The organism is Nocardioides sp. WG-D5, assembly GCF_054031175.1.
Genome location: NZ_CM132928.1, coordinates 5,759,903 through 5,774,977 on the forward strand (window position 1 = coordinate 5,759,903; position 15,075 = coordinate 5,774,977).

At 70.8% G+C, this 15,075-nt stretch carries 14 protein-coding genes; 12 read left to right on the top strand and 2 right to left on the bottom strand.

All coding sequences use genetic code 11. The features are described 5' to 3' along the window. Window positions 1-16 precede the first annotated feature (16 nt). From argG to ACWZJV_RS27765, 5 genes are all read left to right on the top strand, one after another. Window positions 17-1,477 carry an argininosuccinate synthase gene (gene argG / locus ACWZJV_RS27745; protein WP_008359411.1) on the top strand — a complete coding sequence of 487 codons (1,461 nt, stop codon included), beginning with the start codon at window positions 17-19 and terminating at the stop codon, window positions 1,475-1,477. After that, window positions 1,477-1,947, top strand: a complete 471-nt coding sequence (locus ACWZJV_RS27750) for an NUDIX hydrolase (RefSeq protein WP_457179678.1) — start codon at window positions 1,477-1,479, stop codon at window positions 1,945-1,947. Before argG ends, ACWZJV_RS27750 begins: the two co-directional genes overlap by 1 nt. Further along, window positions 1,944-3,365: an argininosuccinate lyase gene (argH, locus tag ACWZJV_RS27755; protein WP_457179679.1), complete on the top strand. Its 1,422-nt coding sequence runs from the start codon at window positions 1,944-1,946 to the stop codon at window positions 3,363-3,365. Before ACWZJV_RS27750 ends, argH begins: the two co-directional genes overlap by 4 nt. Next, the gene (locus ACWZJV_RS27760; protein WP_457179680.1) at window positions 3,365-3,934 is read left to right on the top strand and encodes a DNA-3-methyladenine glycosylase; all 570 of its coding nucleotides are present in this window, start codon (window positions 3,365-3,367) and stop codon (window positions 3,932-3,934) included. Before argH ends, ACWZJV_RS27760 begins: the two co-directional genes overlap by 1 nt. 125 nt (window positions 3,935-4,059) lie before the next feature. Further along, window positions 4,060-4,479, top strand: coding sequence for a single-stranded DNA-binding protein (locus tag ACWZJV_RS27765; protein ID WP_008359419.1), 420 nt, complete (start codon window positions 4,060-4,062; stop codon window positions 4,477-4,479). Here ACWZJV_RS27765 and ACWZJV_RS27770 read toward each other — a convergent pair. After that, window positions 4,476-5,636 (bottom strand): DUF1015 family protein, encoded by a 1,161-nt coding sequence (locus tag ACWZJV_RS27770; RefSeq protein WP_008359420.1) that lies wholly within the window; start codon window positions 5,634-5,636, stop codon window positions 4,476-4,478. The two genes, ACWZJV_RS27765 and ACWZJV_RS27770, sit on opposite strands and share 4 nt — an antisense overlap. Window positions 5,637-5,701: 65 nt before the next feature. Between ACWZJV_RS27770 and ACWZJV_RS27775 the strand changes: the two genes are divergently transcribed. From ACWZJV_RS27775 to ACWZJV_RS27805, 7 genes are all read left to right on the top strand, one after another. Beyond that, the gene (locus tag ACWZJV_RS27775) at window positions 5,702-6,751 is read left to right on the top strand and encodes an HAD-IIA family hydrolase (RefSeq protein WP_457179681.1); all 1,050 of its coding nucleotides are present in this window, start codon (window positions 5,702-5,704) and stop codon (window positions 6,749-6,751) included. Next, on the top strand, window positions 6,748-7,038 hold the full coding sequence (locus ACWZJV_RS27780; RefSeq protein ID WP_457179682.1) for a hypothetical protein: 291 nt from the start codon (window positions 6,748-6,750) through the stop codon (window positions 7,036-7,038). Before ACWZJV_RS27775 ends, ACWZJV_RS27780 begins: the two co-directional genes overlap by 4 nt. An 11-nt stretch (window positions 7,039-7,049) precedes the next feature. After that, window positions 7,050-7,913, top strand: a complete 864-nt coding sequence (locus ACWZJV_RS27785; RefSeq protein WP_457179683.1) for a TlyA family RNA methyltransferase — start codon at window positions 7,050-7,052, stop codon at window positions 7,911-7,913. Then, window positions 7,910-8,899, top strand: a complete 990-nt coding sequence (locus tag ACWZJV_RS27790) for an NAD kinase (RefSeq protein WP_374221682.1) — start codon at window positions 7,910-7,912, stop codon at window positions 8,897-8,899. Before ACWZJV_RS27785 ends, ACWZJV_RS27790 begins: the two co-directional genes overlap by 4 nt. Continuing rightward, the gene (recN, locus tag ACWZJV_RS27795) at window positions 8,892-10,655 is read left to right on the top strand and encodes a DNA repair protein RecN (RefSeq protein WP_008359428.1); all 1,764 of its coding nucleotides are present in this window, start codon (window positions 8,892-8,894) and stop codon (window positions 10,653-10,655) included. The genes ACWZJV_RS27790 and recN overlap by 8 nt, the downstream gene beginning before the upstream one ends. Window positions 10,656-10,824: 169 nt before the next feature. Next, window positions 10,825-12,771: a putative cytokinetic ring protein SteA gene (gene steA / locus ACWZJV_RS27800; RefSeq protein WP_457179684.1), complete on the top strand. Its 1,947-nt coding sequence runs from the start codon at window positions 10,825-10,827 to the stop codon at window positions 12,769-12,771. Window positions 12,772-12,785: 14 nt separating this feature from the next. Then, complete coding sequence (locus ACWZJV_RS27805; protein WP_008359432.1) at window positions 12,786-14,498, top strand: CTP synthase; 1,713 nt, start codon at window positions 12,786-12,788, stop codon at window positions 14,496-14,498. Between the two features lie 75 nt (window positions 14,499-14,573). Here the strand turns inward: ACWZJV_RS27805 and ACWZJV_RS27810 are convergent, their stop codons facing one another. After that, complete coding sequence (locus ACWZJV_RS27810) at window positions 14,574-15,047, bottom strand: SRPBCC family protein (protein ID WP_008359434.1); 474 nt, start codon at window positions 15,045-15,047, stop codon at window positions 14,574-14,576. Window positions 15,048-15,075: the final 28 nt, after the last annotated feature.

Here is a 15,075-nt window from a genome sequence, read left to right on the forward strand (position 1 = left end):
CAAGGAGCAACATCTCGTGAGCAAGGTCCTGACCTCCCTTCCCAAGGGTGAGCGCGTCGGCATCGCCTTCTCCGGAGGTCTCGACACCTCCGTGGCGGTCGCCTGGATGCGCGACAAGGGCGCGGTCCCGTGCACCTACACCGCCGACATCGGGCAGTACGACGAGCCCGACATCTCCGGGGTCCCGGACCGTGCGATGGCCTACGGCGCGGAGATCGCCCGCGCCATCGACATCAAGCCCCAGCTCGTCGAGGAGGGGCTGGCCGCGCTCGCCTGCGGCGCCTTCCACATCCGCTCCGGCGGCCGTGCCTACTTCAACACCACGCCTCTGGGGCGTGCGGTGACCGGCACCATGCTGGTACGCGCCATGCAGGCCGACGACGTCAACATCTGGGGCGACGGGTCGACCTTCAAGGGCAACGACATCGAGCGGTTCTACCGCTACGGCCTGATGGCCAACCCCGAGCTGCGCATCTACAAGCCCTGGCTCGACGCCGACTTCGTCCACGAGCTCGGTGGCCGTCACGAGATGTCGGAGTGGCTGGTCGCCCACAACCTGCCCTACCGCGACTCCACCGAGAAGGCCTACTCCACCGACGCCAACATCTGGGGCGCCACCCACGAGGCCAAGACCCTGGAGCACCTCGACGTCTCCCTGGAGACCGTCGAGCCGATCATGGGTGTGAAGTTCTGGGACCCCTCGGTCGCCATCGAGACCGAGGACGTCTCCATCTCGTTCGTCGAGGGCCGCCCGGTGGCGATCAACGGCAAGTCCTTCTCCGACCCCGTCGCGCTGGTCTACGAGGCCAACGCGATCGGCGGCCGCCACGGCCTGGGCATGTCCGACCAGATCGAGAACCGGATCATCGAGGCCAAGTCCCGCGGCATCTACGAGGCGCCGGGCATGGCGCTGCTGTGGGCGGCCTACGAGCGGCTGCTCAACGCGGTGCACAACGAGGACACCATGTCCAACTACTACAACGAGGGCCGCAAGCTCGGCCGGCTGCTCTATGAGGGCCGCTGGCTCGACCCGCAGGCTCTGATGCTGCGCGAGTCGATCCAGCGCTGGATCGCCTCCCTCGTCTCCGGCACCGTCACCCTCCGGCTGCGCCGCGGCGAGGACTACACGATCCTGAACACCGAGGGCTCGCACTTCTCCTACCACCCGGAGAAGCTCTCCATGGAGCGCGTCGAGAACGCCGCCTTCGGCCCCGTCGACCGCATCGGCCAGCTCACCATGCGCAACCTCGACATCGCCGACTCGCGCTCCAAGCTGGAGATCTACGCCGGGCATCCCTTGGATCAGGGCACGGTTCTCGTCGAGAACGGCACCCTCTTCGGCGAGCTTCCTGCCGGCGGCTTCGACCGCATCGCCGCCACCGACGGCAAGCCCATCCCCGCCGCTCTTCCTGTCGAGGGGACCGTCCTCGACGACACGATCCTCGACGAGGCCGCGCTGGAGGCGGGCAACGACTGATGGTCCGCGTCCATCGCAGGTCGGCGCGGGTTCTCCCGGTCAGCTCGGACGGCGAGGTGCTGCTGCTGCAGGACACCGATCCGGGGAACCCGTCGCGCGGCGCCTACTGGACCAGCATCGGTGGTGCCATCGACCCGGGCGAGGACGCGGTGGGCACCGCCGTCCGGGAGCTGTGGGAGGAGGCCGGCGTCCGGGTCATGCCCGAGGCGCTGGTCGGTCCCGTCCAGATCCACGACGACGAGTACAGCTGGAACGGCGTCGACTACAGCGGCCACAACGCCTACTTCGCGCTCGGCCTCGACCGTGAGGTCGAGATCAGCTTCGCGAATCTGGAGCCGATCGAGGTCGCGTCCGTCGTCCAAGCCGGCTGGTGGACGCCGGACAAGCTCCGCGCCGAGGGCACCGCATCTCCCGGCGCACTTCCTGACATCATGGAGATCGCTATCAAAGCCGTACGAGGAGAGTCGTGACCACGCCTGCCAACACCACCAACGAGGGCAAGCTCTGGGGCGGCCGGTTCGCCGGGGGGCCGTCGCCGGAGCTGGAGGCGCTCTCGCGCTCGACGCAGTTCGACTGGCGGCTGGCGCTCTACGACATCGCCGGCTCGCACGCCCACGCCAAGGCGCTCGGGGCCGCTGGGCTGCTCACCGGTGACGAGGAGAACGAGATCCACCGGGGGCTGGACGTCCTCGCCGACCGGTTCACCGCCGGACGGCTGCTCCCGGCCGCGTCCGACGAGGACGTGCACGGTGCGCTGGAGCGGCTGCTGATCGAGGAGATCGGTCCCGACATCGGCGGCAAGCTGCGCGCCGGGCGCTCGCGCAACGACCAGATCGCGACCCTCTTCCGGAGCTATCTGCTCGACCACGAGCGGGTGCTCCGCGGGCTCGTGCTCGACCTGATCGACGCCCTCGCCACCCAGGCCGAGGACAACCTCGGCGCGATCATGCCAGGACGTACGCATCTCCAGCACGCCCAGCCGGTTCTGCTCTCCCACCACCTGATGGCCCACGCCTGGTCGCTGCTGCGTGACGCCGACCGGCTCAACGACTGGCAGGCGCGGGTCGTCTGCGACTCGCCGTACGGATCCGGGGCGCTCGCGGGGCAGTCGCTCGGGCTCGACCCCGAGCTGGTCGCGGCCGAGCTCGGCTTCACCGGGTCGAGCGCCAACTCGATCGACGGGACCGCCTCGCGCGACTTCGTCGCCGAGTTCGCCTACGTGTGCGCCCAGATCGGGGTCGACATCAGCCGGATCGCCGAGGAGATCATCCTGTGGGCGACCAAGGAGTTCGACTTCGTCACGCTGCACGACTCCTGGTCGACGGGTTCGAGCATCATGCCGCAGAAGAAGAACCCCGACATCTCCGAGCTCGCCCGCGGCAAGGCCGGACGTCTCGTCGGCAACCTGACCGGGCTGCTGACGACGCTGAAGGCGCTGCCGCTCGCCTACAACCGCGACCTCCAGGAGGACAAGGAGCCCGTCTTCGACTCCCTGGACACCCTCGAGGTGCTGCTCCCGGCCTTCACCGGCCAGGTCGCCACGCTGGTCTACAACACCGACCGGATGGCCGAGCTCGCCCCGCAGGGCTTCTCGCTGGCCACCGACATCGCCGAGTGGCTGGTGCGGCAGGGCACCCCGTTCCGGATCGCCCACGAGCTCGCCGGCGCCTGCGTCCAGGCGGCGGAGAAGCGGGGCGTGGAGCTGGACGCGCTCACCGACGAGGAGTTCGCCACGATCTCCCCGGCGCTCACCCCGGACGTACGCCTGGTGCTGACCATCGAGGGATCGGTCGCCTCCCGTGACGGCCGGGGTGGCACGGCCCCCGACCGGGTCGCCGAGCAGCTCGCCGAGCTCCGGTCCAAGGCAGCCGGGTTCCGTCCGTCCTAGTGCGACTCACGGACCTGCTGAACCAGCGCCCCGAGGTGACCGCTCCGCGGCTCCTCGGGGCGACGCTGTCCCTCGACGGGGTGGAGGTGCGGCTCACCGAGGTGGAGGCGTACGCGGCCGACGACCCCGGCTCGCACGCCTTCCGCGGCGAGACGAACCGCAACCGGGTGATGTTCGGGCCGCCGGGGCGGCTCTACGTCTACTTCACCTACGGCATGCACTACTGCGCCAACCTCGTCTGCCACCCGGAGGGTGAACCCGGCGGAATCCTGCTCCGCGCGGGAGAGGTGGTCGAGGGGATCGAGGTGGCCCGGGAACGACGCGGAACGGTACGCGACGTCGATCTCGCCCGAGGCCCGGCCCGGCTCGCCTCGGCCCTCGGGATCGACCTCACCATGAACGGGACGACCGACTTCGAGCTGGACCTGGCGCCGGCCGAGGCGTGGGCGGGGATCGAGGTGGCCGCCGGGCCGCGGGTCGGGTTGCGGCTCGCCCCGGAGCGTCCGTGGCGGTTCTGGGTCGCGGGCGACCCGACGGTCTCGCGCTACCGGCCGGCGAAGGCCCTCTGAAAAGTCGCCGGACGGGCCGATGACCATCCACAGGCCCGGTTCGGACCGAGGTTGTCCACAGGCCGCGTGGACCCGGGCGGAACTGTCGGTGCTCCCGACCAGGCTGGTGGTCGGAGGTGATCGAGATGACGGTCGCAAGGGTAGAGAAGGAGCCATCACCGGACGATGGCGAGCGGATGGGGCCGGCCGGCGGGCTGGCGACGGTCAACGAGGTGCGGCTGATCGGCCGGCTGTCGCTGGCCGCGGAGGAGAGGGATCTGCCGAGCGGTGACCAGCTCACCGCGTTCCGGGTGGTCGTGAACAGGCCACGTGACAAACGCCGAGGGAGCCGAGTGCAGATCGACGCGCTCGAGTGTCACACCTGGGTCGCCCGGGTCCGGCGGGCGGCGATGACCTGGCAGGTCGGTGACGTGATCGAGGTCAACGGCTCCCTGCGCCGCCGGTTCTTCAAGACCGGCGGACGTCTGCAGTCGATGACCGAGGTCGAGGTGCTGACCGCCAGACGGGTGAGTCGTGCCGCCGCGGCGACGAGGCAGGCGAGCTAGTGCCGCGACTTCTCCAGCCGGACGGCATCGAGAAGCCGGATGAGCACGCCGGGGTGCGGCTTGGGCTGGAAGGAGGTCGCCTTCTCCGGGAGCAGCTGACCGATCGAGGCGGAGGAGAGGATGGTGTCGAACGTGGGCGCCGCCAGCAGCACCGCGACGTCGCGACCCGGGCGGGCCCGCTTCAGCGCGGCATCGACCTGATGGGCGTGCAGCACCCGCGACGGCTGCCGGCGCAGCTCCGGGAGGACCCGGTCGTGCAGGTAGCCGACATCGCCGGTGATCGGGCTCTCGGAGGTGTCGACCTCGAGCGTGGCCCAGCCACGGCCGTCGCTGACCACGATCACGCCCGGGCCGAGCCTGCCCAGCGCGGCGTCACGGCCACCAGCCGTCCACTCGGCCCCGACGGCCTCGGCCGCGGCCCGTAGGTCGCGCAGGTTCACCCCGGCCAGCACGCGGTGGATCGCTCCGAGCTGCAACGGCGTGTCGTCCTGGTCGATGAGCATCGCCAGACCGAAGTCCGTCGCGGTGGAGCCGCCCGGCTCGGCGACCCCCTGAAGCTCGGCGTACGCCGCGTAACGGTGATGTCCGTCAGCGATCAGCGCCTGCTGACTCGCCCAGGCCGTGCGCAGCTGCCCGATCAACGCCTCGTCGGTGATCGCCCAGACCCGATGGTGCTGACCGCCGTGGTCGTCGTACTGCTCCTCGGGAGGGCTGGCCTGCACCCGGTCGAGCAGCGCGGCGACACCGTCGGGCGCATGGTAGGTGAGCAGGATCGGAGCCGGGTGCACTCTCATCTGCCGCATCCGAGAGGCGAGCTGCTCGGCCTGCGCGGTGCGTACGCCCTCGTGGGGCAGCACGGCGGCCTCACCGGGCTCGTCGGTGCGGTGCGAGACGTCGAGGATCCCGACGACGCCACGCACGGTGATCCCGGCCGCGGTGTACTCGTGCAGGTAGAGCGCCAGGTCGCGATGCTCGCGCAGGTCGCCACGTGCCAGCCACGAGCTGATCCGGGACGCGACGCCGCGATAGGGCCGTGAGTAGAGCCGTGCCGAGGTCGGGTCACCGATCCGGGACGGCGCCAGCGAGAGTGCTCGAAAAGGCTCCAGGCGCAGCGGACGCCCCAGGTACGGCGCCCTGACCACACCCGTATCGTCCATCCGCACATCGTAGGGTCACACTGGTGCCATTCGCCGAACCCCCGACTCAGAGTAAGGAACTCCGTGTGCTGACCGGCCATCAGTTGAAGGGCTCAGAACGGACGCTCGCCTCGGTCTACGACGTGGCGATGCTCGACCTCGACGGAGTGGTCTACATCGGTGGTGCCGCGGTCCCGCGCGCCCCCGAGGCGCTCGCCGCGGCGCGAGAGGCCGGGCTGCACCTGGCGTTCATCACCAACAACGCCGCCAGGACTCCGGCCAAGGTCGCCGCGAACATCCAGAATCTGGGGATCGAGGCGACCGCCGAGGACGTGGTCACCTCGGCGCAGGCTGCCGCTCATGTCCTCGCCGAGCGTCTTGACCCGGGTGCGAAGGTGGTCAACCTTGGTGCAGCCGGGCTCCGCGAGCCGATCGAGGCCGTCGGCCTGGTGCCGGTGGCCGTCGACGAGGACGCCGAGGCGATCGTGACGGGCTACAACCCCGAGCTGCTGTGGAAGGACATCCTGCGGGCGGCGGTCCGGATCAAGGACGGTCTCTTCTGGGTCGCCAGCAACACCGACATGACCTTCCCGGCCGCCTTCGGGATCGCGCCGGGCCACGGCGTCCTGGTCGACACCCTGCGCCGCTTCTCGGGTGTCGAGCCCGTGGTGGCGGGCAAGCCGTCGCGGCCGTTGCTCGAGGAGACCATCCGGCGCACCGAGGCCGAGCGCCCGCTGATGGTCGGCGACCGGCTCGACACCGACATCGAGGGCGGCCACAACGCCGGCATCGACACGCTGCTCGTGCTCACCGGGGTGACCGGACTCGAAGATCTGGTCGCGGCCGAGCCGCAGCGGCGGCCGGCCTTCATCTCCTCCGACCTGCGCGGGCTGCTGGAGACCCACGGCGCCCCGGAGAGCGACGGCACGACGGCACGGCTGGCCGGGTGGACGGCAGGGGTACGCGACGGCGAGCTGCGCGTCAACGGCCAGGGAAGCACCGACGACTGGTGGCGGGTCGCCGCGACCAGCGCCTGGGCACACCTGGACGCCACCGGGACGGCGGTCACGATCGGCGCACAGGCCGTGCCGCCTCGCCCGGATGCCGACGGCGGGACGGTAGTCTCAGCCCCATGAGCGAGCAGCACTTCGACGAGACTCCGGCCCCGGCCGGGCTGGGTGGCGCCGGCACGGCGCCGCACACCGGTGTCGCGCGCGTCGACGCGGTCCTCGAGTCGCTCGACCGGCTCGACGAGCTGCCCCTGACCGAGCACGTCAGCGTCTTCGAGGCCGCCCACACCGAGCTGCGCCGCGCCCTGGACCCCGATACCCTTCGACAGGCTCAGGACACCGCCGAGGCCCACGACGCGATGGCCCGGATCGCCGCGGCGTCCGGTGAGCCGCGGCCGACCGACCAGCCCTGAGAGGCGAGCGCATGCCTCCTCGCCGCCTGCGTCTCGACGCCGAGCTGGTCCGCCGCAAGCTGGCCCGATCCCGTGAGCACGCCAGCGAGCTGATCGCCGCCGGCCGCGTCACCGTCTCCGGAAACCGCGCCACCAAGCCGGCCACCGGCGTCACCACCGACGTCGCCATCGTGGTCACCGAGGACCCCGACCGCCCCGACTTCGTCTCCCGCGGGGGCCACAAGCTCGCCGGGGCGCTCGCCGCGTTCAAGCCGCTCGGGCTCTCGGTCGCTGGCCGCCGCTGCCTGGACGCCGGCGCCTCGACGGGTGGGTTCACCGACGTACTGCTTCGCAACGACGCCCGACAGGTCGTCGCCGTCGATGTCGGCTACGGCCAGCTCGCCTGGAGGCTGCAGCAGGACGAGCGGGTCGTCGTCCACGACCGCACCAACATCCGCGACCTCTCCCTCGACGTGGTCGGCGAACCCGTCGACGTCGTCGTCGGCGACCTCTCCTTCATCTCCCTCGAGCTCGTCCTCGACGCGCTGATCGGGGTCACCAGCGCCGACGGCGACCTCGCGCTGATGGTCAAGCCGCAGTTCGAGGTCGGCAAGGACCGGGTCGGCAAGGGCGGCGTGGTCCGCGACCCGGCGCTGCGGGCCGAGGCCGTCAACGCCGTGGCGGCCGCCGCCGCCAAGCGCGGCTGGGGTGCGCGCGCGGTCACCACCAGCCCGCTCCCGGGCCCCTCGGGCAACGTGGAGTTCTTCCTCTGGCTGTGCCGCGGCGAGGCCACTGTCAGCGAGGCCGAGATCGAGGAGGCCGTGCGCGAACAGCGCGGCCTCGAGAACCATGCCGTCCGGGAAGTGTCGGTGCCGTCTGAGAAGGTTGATCCGTGACCGATACCTCCGCCGTGGACCCAGCGCCTGTGGACCCAGCCGAGGTCCGGCGCGTCCTCATGCTCATCCACACCGGGCGCGAGGAGGCCCGCGAGGTCGGTCTCGCCTGTGCCAAGTCGCTCGCCGTGCACGGCATCGTGGTGAGGATGCTGGCCACCGAGGCCGCCGACCTCGGCATCGACCCGGCCGCCTACGAGCCGAAGCTCGAGCTGGCCGCCGACGAGCACGACGCCAGCAGCGACTGCGAGCTGGCGCTGGTCATCGGCGGTGACGGCACCATCCTGCGCGCCGCCGAGATCGTCCAGCCCCACCGCACCCCGGTGCTCGGGGTCAACCTGGGACATGTCGGCTTCCTCGCGGAGGCGGAGTACGACGACGTCGAGTCGACGATCGAGGCGATCGTGCAGCGCCGTTACACCTCCGAGGACCGGCTCGCGCTCGAGGTCAGCGTCTTCGAGGACGGCCAGAAGGTTTTCCGTACGTTCGCGGTCAACGAGGCCAGCGTCGAGAAGGCCTCGCGGGAGCGGATGCTCGAGGTCGTCGTCGAGATCGACGGCCGGCCGCTGTCGAGGTGGGGTTGCGACGGCGTCGTCTGCGCGACCCCGACCGGCTCGACGGCCTACAACTTCTCCGCCGGCGGCCCGGTCGTGTGGCCCGGCGTCGAGGCGCTGCTGCTGACCCCGATCAGCGCCCACGCGCTGTTCGCGCGGCCGATGGTGGTCGCGCCGACCTCGGTCCTCGCCGTCGAGGTGATCACCCGGGCCGACGGCGCCGGGGTGCTCTGGTGCGACGGCCGGCGCTCCTACGACCTGGGCCCGGGTGCCCGGATCGAGGTCACCCGGGGGGTGGAGCCTGTCAGACTCGTCCGCCTGCACCAGGCCCCGTTCACGGATCGCCTGGTGCGGAAGTTCGGACTGTCTGTGGAGGGATGGCGAGGCGCCGCGGAACGGCGTCCGTTCAGGATGAACGGAGGCGAGCATGCTTGAGGAGATCAGGATCTCCGGACTCGGGATCATCGAGTCCTCGACCCTGGAGCTCGGACCAGGGCTGACCGTGGTGACCGGTGAGACCGGTGCCGGCAAGACGATGATCGTGACCGCGCTCGGGCTGCTGCTCGGTGGCCGAGGCGATGCCGGCTCGGTCCGCAAGGGCAAGAAGGCGGCCCGGGTCGAAGGCGTCATCGACGCCCGGTCGCTGCCCGCCGTCGTCGACGCGACCGAGGAGGCCGGGGGAGAGGTCGAGGAGGGCCGCGTCCTCGTCGCCCGCACCGTGGCCGCCGAAGGACGTGCCCGGGCCTACGTCGGGGGAGCGACCGTCCCGGTAGCCACCCTGGGCTCGGTGACCTCGCCGCTCGTCGCCGTCCATGGTCAGTCCGACCAGCACCGGCTGCTGCAGCCACGCGCCCAGCGCGACTCGCTCGACCGCTTCGGTGGCGAGCCCGTCGCCAAGCTCCTCGCCGCCTACGGCGACCTCCACAGCCAGCTCCAGAAGGTCGAGCGCGAGCTCGACGAGGTCACCACCCATGCCCGCGAGCGGGCGCAGGAGGCCGACCTGCTCCGCTTCGGCCTCGGCGAGGTCGAAGCGGTGACGCCCGAGCCCGGCGAGGACGTCACCCTCGCCCAGGAGGAGGAGCGGCTGGGCTACGCCGACACGCTGCGCACCGCCGCTGAGCAGGCCCGCGAGGCGCTCTCGTCCGAGGTTGACGCCCCCGACGCGCTGGGCGCGATCTCGGCCGCCCGCCAGTCCCTCGACGGCGTCCGTGACCACGACCCCGAGGCTGCCTCCCTGGCCGACCGCCTCGCCGAGGTCTCCTACCTGCTCTCCGACCTGGCCGCCGATGTCGCGTCCTACGCGACCGCGATCGAGACCGACCCGGCGCGGCTGTCCGTGGTCTCCGAGCGCCGCGCGGCCCTGACCGCGCTGACCCGGAAGTACGGCGAGACCATCGACGAGGTGCTCGCCTGGGCCGAGACCGGCGCCAAGCGGCTTCTCGAGCTCGACTCCGACGATGACCGCATCGAGGAGCTCCGCAGCGAGCGTACGCGGCTGCGAGCCGCCCTCGCCGAGGCCGGCCTCGCGCTGTCGGCGGCCCGCACCGACGCCGCCGGCGCCCTGGCCAAGGCGGTCAGCGACGAGCTCACCGGGCTCGCCATGCCGCACGCCCGACTGGTGGTCGACGTACGGCAGAAGGAGACCGACGCGCCGGCCTCCGAGGACGAGCCGCACGCGCCGCTGAAGGTCGGATCGGGCAAGACAGGTCGGTGGCTGCGCTACGGCTCCAACGGCCTCGACGAGGTCGAGCTGCTGCTGGCCGCCAACACCGGCTCCGAGCCCCGTCCGCTCCACAAGGGCGCCTCTGGCGGTGAGCTCTCCCGAGTCATGCTGGCCATCGAGGTGGTCCTGGCCGCCACCAGCCCGGTCCCGACCTTCGTCTTCGACGAGGTCGACGCCGGTGTCGGTGGCACCGCAGCGGTCGAGATCGGCCGCCGCCTCGCCCACCTGGCCCGCACCGCCCAGGTCCTGGTGGTCACCCACCTGCCCCAGGTCGCCGCCTTCGCCGACCATCACGTCGCCGTCGAGAAGACCAGCGACGGGGTGGTCACCAGCTCCGGCCTGACCGTCCTCGACGACGAGTCCCGCGAGCGAGAGCTCTCCCGGATGCTGGCCGGGCTGACCGCCTCCGACACCGCCATCGCGCACGCCCGCGAGCTCCTCGAGGTCGCCCGCTCGGCGAAGGCCTGACCCCGCCGAGACCTCAGTTCTGGCGGCCGAGTCCGTCGTTGTGGCGAACGACACACGCCACAACGACGGATTCGGCCACCAAACGTACGCATTCGGCCGCCATGACGACCGACTCGCCGGATGAGAGATCCGGGGACGTGCCGCGATACCGGGGGAGGATTGGCGGGACATGAGACTGCCTACTCGCCAGATTCCTTCCGTACTTCCGGGCATCCGCGGCACCCTGCGCTCGGGACGGCCCACCAGGGCGCTGATCCCGCGGCTCAAAGAGGGTGACATCGCGGTCATCGACCATGTCGACCTCGACCGGAGCACCGCCCTGGCGATCGCCGCCAAGGGCGTGATCGCCGTCGTCAACGCCCAGCCGATGGTCTCGGGGCGCTACCCCAACCGGGGTCCGCAGGCGCTGGCCGACGCCGGCATCGAGCTGATCGACAAGATCGGCGAGGCGGGCCTGGAGAAGCTCGTCGACGGGCGGAAGGCGCGGATCCTCGACGGCGAGATCTTCGACGGCGAGCAGCTGCTGACCTCGGGACGGGCGCTCGACCAAGAGTCGCTGGAGAGCGACCTGGAGGACGCGAAGCGCGGCCTGAGCTCCCACCTGGAGCTCTTCACCCACAACAGCAGCGAGCTGCTCAAGCGCGAGGAGGAGGTGCTGCTGCACGGCAACGGCGTACCTCCTCTCGACACGCCGCTGGTCGGCCGACCCGTCGTCGTGGTCGCCGACAACCTCGACCTGGACCGGCTCCTGGGCGACCTCAAGGGCTTCCTGCGCGAGCAGCGCCCGGCGATCATCGCGGTGGGCCCCGCGGCGAAGCGGCTGACCAAGAAGCAGGTACGCCACGCCGTGCTCGTCCTGGGCCCGGACACCGACACCTACCCCGAACCGAAGGTGCTCACCAGCGCCGCGGAGGTCGTGCTCGCGCCCGGTGGCTCCGCGAGCGAGAGCGCGGCCGAGCTGCTCGACCGGGTCGGGGTGCAGCCGAAGCGGTTCGAGTCCTCCCTCGCCCCCGAGGACGCGGCCCTGCTGGTCGCCTACACGCAGCATCCTTCGCTGGTGGTCGGCGCCGGGCTGAGCACCACGCTGACCGACTTCCTCGAGGATCAGCGCCCGGGCCTGGCCGGCACCTACCTGACCCGGCTGGCCCTCGGCCCGACACTGATCGACGCCTCCGCGGTCCCGGCGGTGCGGCGCAGGGAGCCCCGAAGCCGACGGCTGGTGCTGCCGGTTCTCGCGGCGGTGACCGCGCTGGCGATCGGCATTCCCGCCGGCATCTGGGCAGCCGACCACGATCTGACCGAGATCGGCTCCGGCCTCGGCGCCGGATTCGGCTCGGGTTTCGGGGGCGATGCGGGGGAGGGCGCCGCGGCGAGCACCACCTCGGGCCGGAGCGGGACGAAGACCGACCCGCAGACCGCCGAGTCGCAGTTCGTGGAGGAGGCCGGCGCTGCGCTCCTGCCGGGCAAGCTCACCGGGCAGCGGGTCGCGGTCCTCGCCCTCCCCGGCGCGGACCCGAAGACGGTCGACGTGCTCACCGGCAACATCAAGACGGCCGGCGGTGAGACGACGGGGGTGCTCGACGTACGGCCGAATCTGCTGGACCCGGACCGCAAGCAGTATGTCGACAGCCTGGCCACCCAGCTGGTCAAGCAGCTCGGCCGGGGCGACGCCGACCAGGCGACCTACCAGCGGATGGGTCAGGTCGTGGGGGAGACCTACGCCGGCACGAAGCCGCCCACCGAGTTCGATCAGCCCGCCAAGACCGCGGCTGTGGCGTTGCTCACCGGCGACCTGGTAACGGCCCGAGGACGACCGACCGGGCCGGCCGATCTCGTCCTGGTCGTGCTCGGCGACGACAGCCGGGACACGACTGCTGTCGAAGGACTCGTCGAGGGGCTCGGTGCTACGGCGAAAGGCCTGGTCGTAGCCGCGAGCACCGGCTCCGAGAACCTCGAGACGCTCCGTGCGAACGACTGGCCGGGCTGGTTCGCCTCGGTCGACGGCGTCGAGACGGCCACCGGCCAGGTCGCCGCGCCGCTCGTGCTCGCGCGCCAGCGAAGTCAACAAGGTGGCGATTTCGGTGCGTCAGGTTTCGGTGGCCTGCTGAAGCATTGATAGGATTGAGGTCCATGAAGTCGGCGAGCTTGACCAAGCACATTTTTGTCACCGGGGGCGTCGCCTCCTCATTGGGAAAGGGCCTGACGGCATCGTCCCTCGGCCGTCTTCTCCGTTCGCGTGGTCTGAGCGTGACCATGCAGAAGCTGGACCCGTACCTCAACGTGGACCCCGGCACGATGAACCCGTTCCAGCACGGTGAGGTCTTCGTGACCAACGACGGGGCCGAGACGGACCTCGACATCGGCCACTACGAGCGGTTCCTCGACACCGACCTGGTCGGCCACGCCAACGTGACCACCGGGCAGGTCTACTCCAACGTGATCGCCAAGGAGCGCCGCGGCGACTACCTCGGGGAGACCGTCCAGGTGATCCCGCACATCACCGACGAGATCTCCGAGCGGGTCCTGGCCATGCACGGTCCCGAGGTCGACGTGGTGATCACCGAGATCGGCGGCACCGTCGGCGACATCGAGTCGCTGCCGTTCCTCGAGGCCGCCCGCCAGGTGCGCCAGCGCCTCGGCCGCGACAACGTCTTCTTCGTCCACGTCTCCCTGGTGCCCTACATCGGCCCGTCCAAGGAGCTGAAGACGAAGCCGACCCAGCACTCGGTGATGGCGCTGCGCCAGATCGGCATCCAGCCCGACGCGATCGTGTGCCGTGCCGACCGCGAGCTGCCCGAGGGCATCAAGCGCAAGATCGCGCTGATGTGCGACGTCGACGAGGACGCCGTGGTGACCGCGGCCGACGCGCCGAGCATCTACGACATCCCCAAGGTGCTCCACCGCGAGGGCCTGGACGCCTACGTCGTGCGCAAGCTCGACCTGCCCTTCCGCGACGTCGACTGGGTGCTCTGGGAGGACCTGCTCCGCCGGGTCCACCACCCCAAGGAAGAACTCACGATCGGCCTGGTCGGGAAGTACATCGACCTCCCCGACGCCTACCTGAGCGTCGGCGAGGCGCTGCGCGCCGGCGGTTTCGCCAACGAGGCCAAGGTCCACATCCGCTGGATCCCCTCCGACGAGTGCGAGACCCCCGAGGGCGCCGCGAAGAACCTCCACGACGTCGACGCCGTCTGCGTCCCCGGCGGCTTCGGCATCCGTGGCCTGGAGGGCAAGCTCGGCGCGCTGACCTACACCCGCACCCACCAGATCCCCACGCTCGGCCTGTGCCTGGGCCTGCAGTGCATGGTCATCGAGTACGCCCGCAACGTGCTCGGCCTGGAGAAGGCCGACTCCACGGAGTTCGACGCCGAGACCCCCGAGCCCGTCATCGCGACGATGGAGGAGCAGAAGGCGTACGTCGAGGGCGCCGGCGACCTGGGCGGCACCATGCGGCTGGGGCTCTACCCCGCCGAGCTCAAAAAGGGCTCGATCGCGGCCGAGGTCTACGGAGAGACCTCCATCGAGGAGCGCCACCGCCACCGCTACGAGGTCAACAACGCCTACCGCGACCAGCTCGAGAGCGCCGGCCTGGTCTTCTCCGGCCTCTCGCCCGACAACCAGCTCGTCGAGTTCGTCGAGCTGCCCCGCGACGTACACCCCTACTACGTCTCCACCCAGGCCCACCCCGAGCTCCGCTCGCGGCCGACCCGCCCGCACCCGCTGTTCGCGGGTCTGGTGAAGGCGGCCCTCGACCGGCAGAAGGAGCAGCGGTTCCCGATCGACGAGACCAACCTGCGCCGCGAGGTCAGCGAGGTCGAGCTGCCGGAGCCCGCCGAGGCCTGAGCAGCACAGAGCTGAGCAACAACGAGACGAGCCCCTGGGACCTGTCGGTCCCAGGGGCTCGGCGTTTCGGGTTCCTCAGTGGTCGACCTCGCCGGTCGGCTTCACCTCGCCGCGCCAGGCACCGGTCTCGGTGCCGCGGTGCTCGATGAAGTCCTTGAACCGCTCGAGGTCGCCCTTCGCCCTCATGTCGACGATCTTGAGGACGTCGCCGGTCTTCTCGACCGCGCCCTCGGGCTCGTACTCGAGGTGCAGCGTCACCTTCGTGGACCTGTTCATCGGGTCCTCGGTGAACGAGACGGTGCCCTGGTTCTTGGTGCCCTCGACGGCTCGCCAGGTGATGCGGTCGTCGGGAACCTGGTCGACGATCTCGGCGTCCCACTCACGGGTCACGCCGCCGATCTCGGCCTTCCAGTGCAGGTGCTTGTCGTCGAGCTGCCGGACGGACTCGACGCCCTCCATGAACTGCGGGAACGACTCGAACTGCGTCCACTGGTCATACGCGGTGCTGATCGGAACCCCGACCTGGACGCTCTTCTCGATGGTGCTCATGTCCTCGCGTCTCCTCTCGATTGCGTAC